Genomic DNA, 15,455 nt, shown 5'->3' with positions numbered 1-15,455 from the left:
CGCAAAGCTCACCGCCGCGCACCCCTTACGACCCCTTGCTTTTACCCGACTTCGCGTTAGCCGGCGACCTCGCCCGCCACCGGATAGTCGTCTCTTTCCCCGCAACCTCGTCCATTGCCACGGCGATCAACTCGACCCGCTGCTCGCGCGTAAAACTCGCGTAAGAAACACCATCGATCACGCCATGTTTCTTCAGCAAATGAACCGCAGCCGACCGGTTTGCCTTCTCGAGTTCCAGGTCTTCCTGCGCGCTGAGCAACGCCGCTGTCAAACTCGCGACCGCGGCTTTTTCCTGCGCGACATCGAATTTCATCAGGTCCATCTTGACGTCGATGCCAGGCTCAACCGATGACATCCTGAGCTGCAATTGCGTCAGTTCGCGTTTCAAGTCGCCTTCGCGCCGAAGCGCGCGTTCGAGCTTTTGCGCCATGCCGGGGTGTGACCGCCCGTGGCTGCGGAAAAACGAGCTGAAGGTGTTTCCGAGAATTCCCATACCGTCATGACCTCGAGATGATTTGTTCATCGGCAAGTGCTGTCCGATGGCCGCAGGTGTGAACTCGATACGAGAACAGAGTCTCACCCCCGGTATCTACGGCAGCTCAAGGTAATTCTTTAGACAATTTATAAATCGCCCAATTTGCGGCATTTTTTACATGATGAAAGCTCGAGCGAAAATGAAAAAACGCCCGATAATCAACATGGTAGGTGATTATCGGGCGTTCGAATGCAGCAACTAGATCAGGCTTAAGCAGCTATTCGTAAGGTGAAACGCTTCACGTAATTGTTTCAGGCCGCGACTTCCTCGGCATTGGCCTCGACCATTTCCGTCTCCGAATTCCGGATCAAGTAATCGAACGCGCTGAGCGACGCTTTGGCGCCTTCACCGACCGCGATCACGATCTGCTTGAACGGCACGGTGGTGACATCGCCGGCCGCGAACACACCCGGCACCGACGTCGCGCCCCGTGCATCCACCACGATCTCGCCGTGACGCGACAACTCGACCGTGCCCTTGAGCCATTCCGTATTCGGCACCAGCCCGATCTGGACGAACACGCCTTCGAGCTCGATGTGCTTCGCTTCGCCCGAACTCTGGTCCTTGTAGATAAGACCGTTGACCTTCTTGCCGTCGCCGGTGACTTCCGTGGTCTGCGCCTGGGTGATGATGGTCACGTTCTTGAGGCTGCGCAGCTTGCGTTGCAGCACGGCATCGGCACGCAACTCCGAACCGAATTCCAGCAACGTCACCGCGCTGACCAGTCCAGCCAGATCGATTGCCGCTTCAACGCCGGAATTGCCGCCGCCAATCACCGCAACACGCTTGCCCTTGAACAGCGGGCCATCGCAATGCGGGCAATACGCCACGCCGTGATTGCGATATTGCTTCTCACCCGGCACGTTGATTTCGCGCCAGCGAGCACCCGTGGCAAGCACGATCGTCTTCGCTTTCAGCACCGCGCCGTTGGCGAGACGCACTTCATGAATCTTGCCCGGCACGAGCGCTTCGGCACGCTGTACGTCCATGATGTCGACGTCATAGCTCTTCACGTGCTGCTCGAGCGCGGTGGCGAACTGCGGTCCTTCGGTCTCTTTCACCGAGACAAAGTTTTCGATGGCAAGCGTATCCAGCACCTGTCCGCCAAAGCGCTCAGCCGCCACGCCCGTCGAGATGCCCTTGCGCGCCGAGTAGATGGCAGCCGCTGCGCCGGCAGGTCCGCCGCCGACGATCAGCACATCGAATACGCCTTTCTTTTCGAGTTCTTTCGCGGCGCGGGCGCCGGCGTTGCTATCGAGCTTCGCGAGGATTTCCTTCACGCCCGTGCGGCCTTGACCGAACACTTCACCGTTCATGTAGACGGTCGGCACGGCCATAATCTGCCGCTGCTCGACTTCGTCCTGGAACAACGCGCCATCGATGGTGACCTGGCGGATACGCGGATTGATCAGCGCCATCACGTTCAGCGCCTGCACGACTTCCGGGCAGTTCTGGCACGACAGCGAGATATAGGTTTCAAACTCATAGTCACCGTCGAGCGCGCGGATCTGTTCGATCACCGCGTCGTCGAGTTTGACCGGATGACCGCCGGTCTGGAGCAGCGCCAGGACCAGCGACGTGAATTCATGACCCATCGGAATGCCCGCGAAGCGGATGCCCGTGGGTTTGCCCGGTTCGCCGATGGAAAACGACGGCTTGCGTTGCGCATCGTCGCGCTTCTCGATCACCGCAATGCGGTCCGACAGCGTGGCGATTTCATGCAGCAGGCCTTGCAGCTCAACGGATTTCGGCGAGTTGTCGAGTGAAGCGACGATCTCGATCGGCCGGCTGACCTTTTCCAGATACGCTTTCAACTGAGTCTTCAGGTTGGCTTCCAGCATGGCGATTCGAGTCCGTGTGACGAGGGTTTTTGAGGTTGTTATTTAAGCGAGGAATGCGAGGCGAGCGTCATCCGGGCCGCGAGCGGCCCGGATACTACACTGCTGTTACAACCGGGATGTAAAGCTTAGATCTTGCCGATGAGGTCGAGCGACGGCGTCAGCGTTTCAGCGCCCGGCGTCCACTTCGCGGGGCACACTTCGCCCGGGTGAGCGGCCACGTATTGCGCTGCCTGCACCTTGCGCAGCAGTTCGCCGGCGTCACGGCCGATGCCGTTGTCGTGGATTTCGCACAGCTTGATCTCGCCTTCCGGGTTGATCACGAACGTGCCACGCAGCGCCAGGCCTTCTTCTTCGATCAACACGTCGAAGGCGCGCGAGATCACCAGCGTCGGATCGGCAATCATCGGATACTTGATCTTGGCGATCGTTTCCGACGTGTCGTGCCATGCCTTGTGGGTGAAGTGGGTGTCGGTCGACACGCTGTAGATTTCCACGCCCAGCTTCTTGAATTCTGCGTAACGGTCGGCCAGATCGCCGAGTTCCGTCGGGCAAACGAACGTGAAGTCAGCCGGGTAGAACACCAGGACGGACCATTTGCCCTTCAGGCTTGCTTCGGTCACGGTGGTGAAGTCGCCGTTGTGATAAGCGTTGGCTTTGAACGGTTTGACCTGGCTGTTGATGATCGGCATTGCGTGCGTCCTTGTGTTAAGTGGTTAAGTGATTCAGGGAGTGAACGAAGTATGACGGGCGGCGCCCAACATGGAAAATCGAATGATTTAATAGGGCCGATGTGGTGAGGCTATCAGGGTTAATACGACAGGGTTTATACCAGAAGGGCTCGCATTTTATCGTCACCCGGAAACTGCTGCCAACACCGGGAATCGAGGCTGGATCAACAAACACGACGGGCATGGGCGTTGCGCGCATCCCGCTTTAGCTAACTGAATCAACTGGAGGGTGTATGAAAATTGGCATCATTGGCGCAGGGAATATCGGCCGCGTGCTGGCGTTGCGCTGGGTCGAACGGGGGCACGAGGTCCTGATCGGCAACTCGCGCGGGCCGGATACGCTGGCCGAAGTCGCTGGCGAAACCGGGGCAAAGCCGGCCGAGCTGACCGACGTGGTACGCGGTGCGGCCGTGATCGTGGTCACGATCCCTGAAAAGAAAGTGCTGAATCTGCCCGCAGGCTTGTTCAAAGACGTGCCGGAAACCACCGTCTTCATCGATACGGGCAACTATTATCCGCGTGAGCGCGATGGCCGTATCGAGGGGATCGAGTCCGGCATGATGGAAAGCGCGTGGGTTGCACAGCAGATCGGGCGTCCGGTCATCAAGGCTTTCAACAACATTTACGCGGCGCATTTGCGCGATCTCGGCAAGCCTGAAGGCACGCCGGGACGCGTGGCATTGCCGGTCTCGGGCGACAACGCCGATGCCAAGGCCGTCGTGATGCAACTCGTCGACGAGATGGGCTTCGATCCGGTGGATAACGGCAGTATCGACGACTCCTGGCGCCAGCAGCCGGGCACGCCGGTCTACACGAAGGATTTCGACAAAGAGGGCCTGAAGGCCGGTTTGCAGCAGGCGGAGCGGGCTCGCAAGCCGCAATGGAGTGGAACCGACAAGAGCCCCGGCAGCTTCGATCACCCCGCATGAAGCCAAGCGGCGACGGGCCTTTCAAAGCCCGTCGCCTTTCGTGTAGTTAAAGCCGGCGTTCTCAGTCGAGCGAGATGCCGTCGAACCGATGACCGCCCAGCGGGCTGATCTCGTAGCCCTTGACGTTCTTCGTCATCAACTGAAACGCGTTGGCGTGGGCGATCGGCGTGTACGGAACCTGGTCCTTGAACACGACCTGCGCCTGCTCATACAGCTTGGCGCGGGTCGGCTGGTCCGTGATCAGCCGCGCTTTCCCGATCAGATCGTCGAATTGCTTGTCGCACCACTTCGCCACGTTGCTGCCGTGCACCGCGTCGCAGCCGAGGGTCGTGCCGAGCCAGTTGTCCGGGTCGCCGTTGTCGCCCATCCAGCCGTAAAGGATCGCGTCGTGCTCGCCGCCTTCCTTAGCGCGCTTGTTATATTCGGCCCATTCGTAAGTGACGATGTTTGCTTTAACGCCGATCTTCGCCCAATCCGATTGAATCAATTGCGCCATCAGGCGCGCGTTGGGGTTATAGCCGCGCTGTACTGGCATAGCCCATAACGTGATCGAAAAACCGTTCGGAAAACCGGCTTGCTTCAGCAGGTCGCGGGCCTTCGCGGGATCATAAGGCGCATCTTTCAACGCCTTGTTATACGACCATTGCGAGGGCGGCATCGGATTCGAGGCCACGGTCGCAGCCCCCTCGTAGACGCTCTTCAAGATGGCCGGTTTGTCGACGGCCATGTCCAGCGCGCGGCGCACCAGCACGTTATCGAGCGGCTTGTGGGTGGTGTTGTAGCCGACATAAGCCACGTTGAAACCTACGCCCGACAGCACCGCGATCTTCGGATTGTTGCGCGCCGTCTGGATGTCGGCGGGGCGCGGGAAAGCGGTCATCTGGCATTCTCCGCTCGTGAGTTTCTGCATGCGCACGGCGGCGTCCGGCGTGATGGCAAACACCAGTTTGTCGATATGCACGTCCTTCTTGTTCCAGAAGTCGGGGTGCGCGTCGTAGCGGATGGTTGCGTCTTTCTGATAGTCGCGGAACACGAACGGCCCCGTGCCCACCGGCTTCTGGTTCAGGTCCTCCGTCTTGCCGGCCTTCAGCAACTGGTCGGCGTATTGCGCCGACACAATGGAGGCGAACTCCATCGCTATGTTGCGCACGAACACCACGTCCGACGTGTGCAGCGTGAAGCGCACCGTGTAGTCGTCGAGTTTTTCAACCGATGCAATGTTCTTGTCGTAACCGAGGTCGCTGAGATACGGGAAGCTGACCGGATGCGCTTTCTGGAACGCATTGTCCGGGTCAATCATGCGTTTGAACGTGAAGACGACGTCGTCTGCGTTGAAGTCGCGCGTAGGTTTGAACCAGGGCGTGGTCTGGAACTTGACGCCGTGACGGAGATGGAACGTGAAGGTCTTCGCGTCGGCCGACTCGTCCCACGATGTGGCCAGGCCCGGCACCAGGTCGAGCGAACCGCGCTGGAATTCGACGAGGGTGTCGTAGACTGCGTGCGCGCCGGCGTCGAAGTCCGTGCTGGTGGTGTACTGCGCGGAATCGAAGCCCGCCGGACTGCCTTCCGAACAGAACACCAGGGTTTTGCCCGCCGCGTGGGCCGTGCCGGCAAGTGCGCCAAAGGCGGCAAGCGTGCAAACCGCGGTGCGGACCAGCGTGCGGGCAGGAGCTAAGAATGAGCTGGATGTCAGGCTTTGATGTGGCATGTAAGGTCGGTGAAGGTTAAAGGGCGCACAACGAGCGGCGCCCCTAGGCGAACAGGCGCGCCTAAGTAGGCATGTACTTTACCAATCACGGAATTTTTGACGAAGCGATACGTTCTTCTTTAGATATATGGAAATCAGTCGTGGGAATTTAGGGCGATTTCAGTGTGCCTTTCCAAACAGCTTCCGAACCGCTTTTTACGCGGCCGCCGCGAACTCAGGCTTGCGGGCTGCAAATATTTCCCGGGCGTTTTAACATGTCGGACCGGGCGCTCCCGCTTTTTCCGGGCTTCTTGCTAAAGTGACCGATTAAAATGTCCGACTAAATACCGGCATGCGGCCCACGCCCTCCTATGCAGTACAAGAGAACATGAAAAACGTTTCTGATTCACCGGCAGCCACTGCCGTAGCAGCCCACGAAGAATGCGTCGAACTCGTGGCGAAGGCCACCATTCCCACGCGTTACGGCGTGTTTGAGTCGCATGTGTATCGCGTGAAGAGCACGGGCGCCGAGCATCTGACGCTTGTCATGGGCGATGTCAGCGCCGGTGAATCCGTGCTGTGCCGGCTGCATTCCGAGTGCGTCACGGGCGATGTATTCGGCTCGTATCGCTGTGATTGCGGCGAGCAACTGGACCTCGCCATGCGGTATATCGCGGCTGAAAACCGCGGGATCCTGCTGTATTTGCGGGGGCATGAAGGGCGCGGCATCGGGCTGGCGAACAAGATCCGCGCGTATGCACTGCAAGAGCAGGGTTACGACACGGTCGATGCCAACCTGCATCTGGGTCTACCTGACGACGCACGGGAATACGATTCGGCCGCCGCTATCCTGCGTGCGCTCGACGTGCGCTCGGTGCGCTTGATGAGCAACAATCCCACGAAGTTCGACACGCTGCTCAAGCACGATATCCCGGTCTGTGAACGGGTGGCGCTGGCCATTCCCGTGCGTGAGGAAAACGAGCGCTACATCAAGACGAAGCAGGTCCGTTTCGGCCACTACTTCGACGAGAACGAATAGTCGATTGCAGCGGTTTCAGGTTGCGTCGTGGAAAATGATGCCAACCGTATGCCGATGCCCCGATCTCAGCCGGCTCACGCCATGCCTGAGATTCACGCGATACGCCCCGCGCGTCCCGTTCACCGGCCGGTTATGCACGGCAAAAATCACAGCGTCCCCTTGCGCTAACGGCACGACTTCGGCCCGCGACTGCATGCGCGGCCGTTGCTCGGTCATCACGAACTCTCCACCCGTAAAGTCACGTCCCGGTACCGACAGCAGAATCGCAAGCTGAAGCGGAAACACGTGCTCGCCGTACAGGTCCTGATGCAGGCAGTTGTAGTCGCCTTGCGCGTATTGAAGGATCAACGGAGTGGGGCGAAGCTGGCCGGCCGCGTGGCATCGATCGATAAAAGCAGCGTGGTCCGGTGGATACCGGGTGTCGATACGCATGATCTCGTTCCATCGATTAGCGATTGGGACCAAGTGCGGATACACCACGTTGCGTAAGCTGCCGATCATCTCAGGCAGCGGATAAGCGTAGTACTTGTACTCTCCGCGCCCAAAACCGTGGCGCGCCATCACTACGCGGCTTCTGTACAACTCGTCGCGCGCATAGAGCGCTTTCAACGCGTCACATTCCGCGGGCGTGAGCAGGCTCGCGATCGTCGCACAGCCGAATCCATCCAGTTCTTCTTGCACCGCATGCCAGTCGACGGCGTTCACGCGGGCTTCAATATTCGTCGCCAGGGCATCCATTCAGAGTTTCTCCAGGCAGGTTTCGATGACCCTCAGTGTCCGCTGCCCCGCGTTTGAAAACACTCCGGATGTTGCGTTCATATTGGCGATGCGCACAAACATATGATGAATGTATTGAAGCCTTCCTTGAAGCCTTCTCGAAGCCTTCTTGAAGCCTTCCCGCTCACGCAGCTCAGTGCTCCACCGGCGGTGATCGCACCGCAACGGAATCGCGCGATGCCGCGTCGCGCAGGCGGATGATTGTCTGCCGCGACGTGCTGAGCACCCGTGCGATTGCCGTCACGGTGCTGCCTGCGGCAAGCGCCTTCAGTGCTTGTTGCTGCTGTGAGTCGGACAAAGAAGCGGGACGTCCCTGATGCATGCCGTCCTTCTTGGCGATCGCGGCCGCGTCGAGCGCGCGGGCGCGTTTGGCATCGCGCTCCAGTTCGGCGGCAAGCTGGAGGATGCGGATCGGTGAGCCTTCGCCGTTCGCGCAAAGATCGGTTTTGCCTGCATCGAGGCAGAAGACGTGCGCTCCTTTGGCGGCCAGCGTGGCGAGCGTCGAAACAGCGTCGCTGATACTGCTTCCCAGGTAACCGAGGCGCGTAACCACCAGTGTGTCGCCGGGCTTGATGCGGCGGATGGCCCGCTGCAGCGCGACGCGCGACGCGGCGTTCACCGCATGGCTGCAGTGATCGACCAGCACGCAACCCATGTCGACCAGGAAGCCGGCCGCGTCGATCTGGAACAGGTCGTTGTCGCGTCCGGCCTGATTGCCGGCGGTATTGGTGTACACGATGAGGGTCACGAGGCGCGCTCCGTTGTTGCCTTGCACGGTCCGCCGGCAGCGTCGCTACCGGCTGCTGCTTGAACCATGTTAGCAAACTGGCGCACGATGCGCGTCGGGTGGTCCTAGTGCTGCCTCAATGCTATGTCGCAACTTTGGTGATCCGGCTTTGCAAGGCGTCGCGGCGTGTGGGTTGCAGCCGTAGTGACGGCCCTAACGACAGAAATGATAATTCCTCGCGCGGGTGGGGGCGAGCCGGGGTGACTCGCTCGCGAGATTCATGGCAAAGCGGATGCCCGAGCGGCAGCAGCCGAAGCCACGGTGTGCCGCACGATCTCCACCCGCCACCACGCGGGCAGCAGGCGGCGCACGTCGGCACGGGCAAAGCGGTCGTCGATGAGATACAGCACCCCCTGATCCGTCTCTCCTCGAATCACGCGACCGGCGGCCTGTACCACTTTCTGCAGCCCGGGGAACAGGTACGTGTAGTCGTACCCGGCGCCGAACTGCTCGTCCATGTGCGCTTTCATCTGCTGGTTGACCGGATTGAGTTGCGGCAGTCCAAGGGTCGCGATGAACGCGCCGATCAAGCGCGTGCCGCTCAGGTCGATGCCTTCCCCGAACGATCCGCCCAGCACGGCGAAGCCGATACCGCGGCCGGTTTGCGTGAAGCGCGCGAGAAAAGCCTGCTGGTCTGTTTCGTTCATTGAACGCGATTGCGTCCACACCGGAATGTCGGGGTGTTCGCGAAGCAATGCGTCGGCAACCTGATCGAGGTAGTCGAAGCTGCTGAAGAAACTCAGGTAATTGCCGGGCGCGCGCAGGTATTGAGCCGCGATGAGATCGACGAGTCGTGGTACGGACTGCTCGCGGTCGCGAAACCGCGTGGACACGTTCGCTATGGCCCGCACCTGCAACTGATCCGCATGAAAGGGCGACTCCACATTCACCTGCAAGCAGGTTTCGGGAAGACCCAACATGTCGCCGTAGAAATGCATGGGGGTGAGCGTGGCTGAGAACAGCGCGACTGAATGAGCGCGGGCAAAGCGCGATTTCAAATGTGGCGCGGGTACACGGTTGCGCAGGCACAGCACGGTGTTGCGCCGCGTCGAGGCGTGCGGGGACAGGGTGGTATCGAAGAGAGTGTGGGTGTCGAAGCGCTCTGCGATGCGCACGAAATGCATGGCATCGAAGTAAAAGCGCAGCATCTCGCGATCAAGTGCGGCGGGTTGCTCGCCCACGAACTCGGTTACTAACCCAATCATGTTTTCCAGCGCTTCAATGAAGCGCACGGGCAGGGCTGCATGCACCTCGTAGTCGGTTTCCTGCTCGCTTGAAATGGTTTTCCATGCCCGGGCGACCTTGTCGAACGCGCGCTTCAGCGGTGGCGGCACGGTGTGGCGCACGCTGCGCCGAACGCTGTGAAACCGCGCTTCATCCAGTGTGGCCGAATACATGGCGCGGCCGCGTTCAACGAGGTTATGCGCCTCGTCCACCAGGACACCGACGCGCCATTCCTTCGACTCCGCGAGGGAAAACAGCATGGCGTTGGTATCGAAGTAATAGTTATAGTCACCGACAATGACGTCACTCCAGCGCGCCAGTTCCTGACTCAGGTAGTACGGACAGACAGTGTGCTCAATGGCAACCTCGCGCAGCACGCGGCGGTCCAGTTGTGCGGCCCCGAGCGCCGCCTGCCGCGCGGCGGGCAAGCGATCGTAGAAGCCGCGTGCGAGCGGGCAGGATTCGCCGTGGCAGGCTTTGTCGGGGTGCTCGCAAGATTTGTCCCGCGCGACCAGTTCGAGCACGCGCAGCGGCATGTTGCGGCCAAGCGTGGCGAGTGCGTCGAGCGCCAACTGGCGGCCTGAACTCTTCGCGGTGAGGAAGAAGATCTTGTCGAGTCGCGCAGCGGGCCATGCTTTCAACATGGGAAACAAGCTGCCCAGCGTCTTGCCTATACCCGTTGGTGCTTGCGCCAGCAGACTGCGTCCGTGCAGCGTGCAACGGTAGATCGCCGCCGCCAGTTCCCGTTGTCCCGGATGCAACGACGCGTGAGGGAAAACCATTTCCGCCAGCGCGCGGTCCAGTGTGCCGCGATGGTCGAGTTCCTGTTGCGCCCAATCCAGAAAACGCTCGCAGTGCTCGCGAAAGTGCTCGCGGAGTGCGTCGGCGGATTGCAGTTCGGTGAAGACCGTTTCCTCCTCGCTGGCGATATTGAAGTAGACAAGAGCAACGCGGATCTCCTTGAGGTTTAGCATTTTGCAGCACAGCCAGCCGTAGATGCGCGCTTGTGCCCAGTGCAGATGCCGATGGTTATCAGGGATGGCGCCGAGCTTGCCACGATACGTTTTGATCTCTTCGAGCTGGTTCACGCGGGGGTCGTAGCCGTCCGCACGACCGCGTACGTGCAGCGGACCGAAGCTGTCTGAAAGGCTTAATTCGGCTTGGTAGTCCTTGCCGCGACGGGCAGTGACGAGCTTATGCCCTGCCACGCCCTGTTGCGCGGTGGGCGAAGGTGTGAAGCGCAGGTCGAGGTCGCCGCGCTTGGCGGTGAACTCGCACAACGCGCGTACAGCGATGGTGTAGGCGGGTTGGTCTGACATATTTACTGTATGAATGTACAGTAAATATTATCATGTTGTGATCCGCCGGAAACATCGCGTGGAATACGGTTGCTGCGGCTTTAGAGTACGAAGTTGCAGCCATCGATCATCGACTCCGGACACAATAAAAAAGCGCCCGCAGGTCCGCAAGAAATGCAGCGTGAATATAATGTGCGCCGCCTGTGCGTCCGCAGATAAAAGCCGCATGATCGGACGCCCGCGTGCAGTCCAGGCGCGCCTATACTGCGCAGCGCTTCACCCCGGGCGCTGGAAAGCGCGTTCGTTCGAACGCGTGGTGGTATCTTTAATCCGTCAAGGCACCCCGAACCGAGGCCCCTCGAGTGAGCGAAACTACAACATCAATTGCGGCGCCGGCGGGAGACGACGGGCCAGGCGCGGCTCATCACCCAAGCTCGCTGGATTTTCCTGTTGTCGGAATCGGCGCGTCCGCAGGGGGCGTCCAGGCGCTGTTGCGCTTCTTCGAGAACGCGCCGTCCGACATGGGCATGGCGTTTGTCGTGGTTCTGCACTTGTCGGCGAAGCATGTCAGCAGCGCGGACAAGGTGCTGCAGAACGTGACCCGCATGAGCGTGTTGCAAGTCAGCGGGCCGACACGAATCGAAGCGAACCACGTATACGTCATCGCACCGGGCACGAGCCTGACGATGGCGGACGGTTTCCTGAACGCACGCAACGCTGAGCCCACGGTGGGCCGGCCGGTCACTATCGACCGTTTTTTCCGGAGCCTGGCGGATGCGCATAGTCAGCGCGCAATGTGCATCGTGATGTCCGGCACCGGCAGCGACGGTTCGGTCGGCATTGCCAGCGTGAAGGAGAAGGGCGGCGTGACGCTCGCTCAGGAGCCCAACGACGCCGAGTACGCCGAGATGCCGCAGAACGCCATCCTGACGGACCAGGTCGACCTGGTGCTGCCCGTGGTGGAGATGCCGCAACGGCTGCTCGACATATGGAACAACGCCAAGCGTATCGCGCTGCCCGAACTGGAACCGACTACGCCCGGTCCGGACGACCATTCCGAAAACCGTTCCGACATCCGCGCCGACATCCGCGCTGACAACCGGGGCGAGGCCGAACTTGCGTTGCAAGCCATTTTGGCGACGTTGCGCACCCGCACCGGCCACGACTTCCGCTTCTACAAGCGTGCGACCATGCTGCGCCGGATCGAGCGGCGCCTGCAAGTCAACGGCGTGCCGGACCTCATTGCCTACCGCGACCTGCTGCGGGACAACCCGCGTGAAACGGCGGCCTTGCTCAAGGACATGCTGATCGGCGTGACCAGTTTTTTCCGCGATAGGGAAGCGTTCGAGTCGCTCGAGCGCGCTGTGCTGCCAGCCTTGTTCCAAAGCAAGGCCGACGGCGATCAGGTTCGCGCGTGGGTCGCGGGATGCTCGTCGGGCGAGGAAGCGTATTCGCTTGCCATGCTCCTGTGCGAGCAGCGCGACGCGTTGCATTCCTCGGCCAATATCCAGCTGTTCGCCACCGACATCGACGAAAGCGCCGTCGCGCGCGCACGGGCGGGACTGTATCCCGAGTCGATCATGACCGACGTTCGCCCCGCAGTGCTGCGGCAATTTTTCGTCAAGACCGACTCTCGCTACGAGGTGGTGAAAAGCGTGCGCGAGAAGATCCTGTTCGCCATGCACAACGTGCTGCGGGACCCTCCGTTCTCGCGGCTCGACCTGGTTTCCTGCCGCAACCTCCTGATCTATCTCGACCGCGGCGTGCAGAACCAGGTGCTGGAGATGTTCCACTACGCGTTGTACCCCAACGGGTACCTGTTCCTCGGCACGTCGGAGTCGGCAGACTCGGTTGAAGAGCTGTTCAGCGTGGTCGACAAGAAGAACCGCATATACCGGGCGAAGGCGGCGAAGGCGGCGAAGCTGCCGAACCGCCCGACGCTGGGCGCGCCTTCGCTGCTGAGCCAAGGGCGCTTTACGCATGACGAAGAGGCGGCGTCCGCGCTGCTCCCGGGGCGCCGCAATTTCTCGTTCAGTGCGTTACACCAGCGCGTGCTCGAGCAATATGCGCCACCCAGTGTGATCGTGAACCGCGATTCGAAGATCGTGCATATGTCGGACAACGCAGGACGTTTCCTGCGGTATGTCGGCGGCGAACCGTCGAGCAACATGATTGCCGTCGTGCTGCCCGAGCTGCGGCTCGACCTGCGTACCGCGTTGTTCCAGGCCGCGCAGACGGGCAATAGCGTGGAGGCCCGGCGCGTCAAGCTGCAGCGCAACGGTCTTTCTTCATACGTCAACATGACTGTGCGCCCGTTCCATGACGCCGCCGCCGACGCCGACTTCCTCCTCGTCCTGTTCGACGAGGTCCAGGAGGCAATGACGGAAGACAAGGCCGCAGTGGCGTATCAGGCGGGCAATGACACCGTGATGCAGCAACTCGAACAGGAGCTGCACGCGAGCAAGGAACAACTGCAGACCACGATCGAGCAGTACGAGACATCGATGGAAGAGCTGAAGGCGTCCAATGAAGAATTGCAGGCGATCAACGAAGAGTTGAGATCGGCAACGGAGGAACTCGAAACCAGCAAGGAAGAGTTGCAGTCGGTGAACGAGGAACTCATCACGGTCAACGCTGAACTGCAGGCGAAGATGGACGAGACGGGCAAGGCCAATGACGACCTGCAGAACCTGATCACCTCAACGGACATCGCCACCATTTTCGTCGATCGCGCGATGTGCATCAAACGCTATACGCCGGGCGCGGCTACGGTGTTCAACCTGATCGACGCGGATGTCGGGCGCTCATTGTTCGACATCACGCACCGGCTGGCTTATCCCGAACTGGCGGACGACGTGAGTGCGACGTTCCAGTCCTTGCGCCTGACCGAGCGCGAAGTCGCCACGTCCGACGGACGCTGGTTCTTCGCGCGCGTGCTGCCCTACCGGACGGCGGACGACCGGATTGACGGCGCAGTGCTGAGTCTCGTTGAAACCACGGCGCGCCATCGCGCGGAGGCGAACGTGCGGGCGGGCGAGGAGCGCCTGAGACTCGCGGCGCAGACGACGAACGACTTCGCGATCATCGTGCAGGACCCCGAAGGCCGCATCGTCAGCTGGAATGCCGGCGCCGAGCGCGTCTTCGGTTATACGGCAGAGGAAGCGGTCGGGCAGAACGTCGACGTGATCTTTACGGCGGAGGATCAGGCAGCGCACATGGCGGCGCATGAACGCGGCACCGCGCAACGCGACGGCCGCGCCGATGACGATCGCTGGCATGTCGCAAAGGGCGGACGCAAGGTGTATTGCAGCGGCGTGGTGACGCCGATGTCCGATCCCAAGTTCACGGGCTACGCGAAGATCGCGAGAGACCTCACGGAGCGGAAGAGCCAGGAAGACGCGCGTCAGTCGCATCTGGCGGAGGAACGTGCGGTGAGGGCGCAGGCGGAGGCGGCGAACCGGATCAGGGATGACTTCCTGGCCGTGCTGTCGCATGAACTGAAGCACCCGCTCAACCTGATTCATGTGAAAGCGGAAATGTTGCCGCGGATTCCCGAGGCGCGTGGTGTGCCGGCGATCCAGCTCGCGGCGGACGCGATCCAGCGCGCCGTGCTCGGGCAGGCGAAGATCATTGACGACTTGCTGGACCTGTCGCGCGTGCGTACCGGCAAGTTGGCGTTGAACCTGGCGATGGGCGATGTCGCAGCCATGTTGCGAACCATCGCCAATGCAATCGAGCCGGACGCGGCATCACGGGGCATCGCGCTGTCGTTCGAGGGTCTGGACGAGCCGGTCTGGACCAAGGTCGACCCTGTACGCTTCGACCAGATCGTGTGGAACCTGCTTAGCAACGCGTTGAAATTTACGCCGCGCGGCGGCTCGGTTTCTGTTCGCCTTACATGCGAGCAGGACGAGTTGCGAATCGATGTCACGGATACCGGGCCGGGGATTGACGCGCCGCTGTTGCAACATGTCTTCGAGATGTTCTCCCAGAGCAGCGAAGTTCGCCGCAAGACCGGCGGCGGCATGGGCATCGGCCTCGCGCTGGTCAAGCAACTCGTGGAGATGCATGCGGGAAGCGTGCTCGCGCATTCGGACGGGCCGGGACGCGGCACGCGGATGAGCGTCTGGCTGCCGCTGGTCGACGGTCATCCTGCGGGCAAGCATGCGTCGCCGGAGCGCAGTGGAACGCTGGCGGGCGTGCGCATGCTGGTCGTCGATGACGACTCCGAAACCGCGAGCGCATTTGCGGCCTTGCTGGAACTCGAAGGTGCGCTGGTCGCGACCGCCCACGACGGCGAGGACGCGCTTGCGCTGCTCGAACGTAACCCCGTGGACCTGCTGCTCTGCGACATCAGCATGCCCGGCGTGGACGGCTACGATCTCATGGGCCGGGTACGGGCGAATCCCCGCCTGGCCCAGTTGCCGGCCATTGCGTTGACAGGCTATTCGACGGGCGCCGACGACCAGCGCGCACGCACGTCGGGCTTCGACCTGACGCTGACCAAGCCCGTCTCCCTTGAGGCGCTGATTGGCGCCGCCGATCAGGTGTTCTTCTGGCGCGGCGCGCATGGCGGGGGCACGCATGAGCATGGCTGACGGGGTTGCTTT

The 15,455-nt window shown here is 61.2% G+C and carries 10 protein-coding genes; 3 read left to right on the top strand and 7 right to left on the bottom strand.

What is annotated here, in order from left to right; genetic code table 11:
* Nucleotides 1-25: 25 nt before the first annotated feature.
* The 3 genes from FH08_RS0144360 to ahpC form a co-directional block, all read right to left on the bottom strand.
* Nucleotides 26-523 carry a hypothetical protein gene (locus FH08_RS0144360; RefSeq protein ID WP_152603079.1) on the bottom strand — a complete coding sequence of 166 codons (498 nt, stop codon included), beginning with the start codon at nt 521-523 and terminating at the stop codon, nt 26-28.
* A gap of 263 nt (nt 524-786) precedes the next feature.
* On the bottom strand, nt 787-2,376 hold the full coding sequence (gene ahpF / locus FH08_RS0144355) for an alkyl hydroperoxide reductase subunit F (protein ID WP_031364536.1): 1,590 nt from the start codon (nt 2,374-2,376) through the stop codon (nt 787-789).
* Between the two features lie 125 nt (nt 2,377-2,501).
* Nucleotides 2,502-3,065: an alkyl hydroperoxide reductase subunit C gene (ahpC, locus tag FH08_RS0144350; protein ID WP_031364535.1), complete on the bottom strand. Its 564-nt coding sequence runs from the start codon at nt 3,063-3,065 to the stop codon at nt 2,502-2,504.
* A gap of 272 nt (nt 3,066-3,337) precedes the next feature.
* Between ahpC and FH08_RS0144345 the strand changes: the two genes are divergently transcribed.
* Nucleotides 3,338-4,033: an NADPH-dependent F420 reductase gene (locus tag FH08_RS0144345; protein ID WP_031364534.1), complete on the top strand. Its 696-nt coding sequence runs from the start codon at nt 3,338-3,340 to the stop codon at nt 4,031-4,033.
* A 61-nt stretch (nt 4,034-4,094) separates the two neighbouring features.
* Here the strand turns inward: FH08_RS0144345 and FH08_RS0144340 are convergent, their stop codons facing one another.
* Nucleotides 4,095-5,741 (bottom strand): ABC transporter substrate-binding protein, encoded by a 1,647-nt coding sequence (locus FH08_RS0144340; protein ID WP_051889000.1) that lies wholly within the window; start codon nt 5,739-5,741, stop codon nt 4,095-4,097.
* A gap of 367 nt (nt 5,742-6,108) precedes the next feature.
* On the opposite strand from FH08_RS0144340, the gene ribA reads away from it, so the two are divergent.
* Nucleotides 6,109-6,759: a GTP cyclohydrolase II gene (ribA, locus tag FH08_RS0144335; protein ID WP_035568852.1), complete on the top strand. Its 651-nt coding sequence runs from the start codon at nt 6,109-6,111 to the stop codon at nt 6,757-6,759.
* A gap of 15 nt (nt 6,760-6,774) precedes the next feature.
* Here the strand turns inward: ribA and FH08_RS0144330 are convergent, their stop codons facing one another.
* From FH08_RS0144330 to FH08_RS0144315, 3 genes are all read right to left on the bottom strand, one after another.
* A complete protein-coding gene (locus FH08_RS0144330) occupies nt 6,775-7,497 on the bottom strand; it encodes a 2OG-Fe(II) oxygenase (protein ID WP_031364531.1) in 723 nt (240 codons plus the stop codon).
* Between the two features lie 172 nt (nt 7,498-7,669).
* On the bottom strand, nt 7,670-8,284 hold the full coding sequence (locus tag FH08_RS0144320; protein WP_051889003.1) for a recombinase family protein: 615 nt from the start codon (nt 8,282-8,284) through the stop codon (nt 7,670-7,672).
* Nucleotides 8,285-8,541: 257 nt separating this feature from the next.
* The gene (locus tag FH08_RS0144315; protein WP_051888999.1) at nt 8,542-10,866 is read right to left on the bottom strand and encodes an ATP-dependent DNA helicase; all 2,325 of its coding nucleotides are present in this window, start codon (nt 10,864-10,866) and stop codon (nt 8,542-8,544) included.
* Nucleotides 10,867-11,228: 362 nt separating this feature from the next.
* Between FH08_RS0144315 and FH08_RS0144310 the strand changes: the two genes are divergently transcribed.
* On the top strand, nt 11,229-15,443 hold the full coding sequence (locus tag FH08_RS0144310; protein ID WP_152603081.1) for a CheR family methyltransferase: 4,215 nt from the start codon (nt 11,229-11,231) through the stop codon (nt 15,441-15,443).
* The last annotated feature ends 12 nt before the right edge of the window (nt 15,444-15,455 follow it).

The sequence above is a fragment of the Caballeronia sordidicola genome, from assembly GCF_000729995.1.
GTDB lineage: Bacteria > Pseudomonadota > Gammaproteobacteria > Burkholderiales > Burkholderiaceae > Caballeronia > Caballeronia sordidicola_A.
This window is presented reverse-complemented; position numbering and strand designations above follow the sequence as displayed.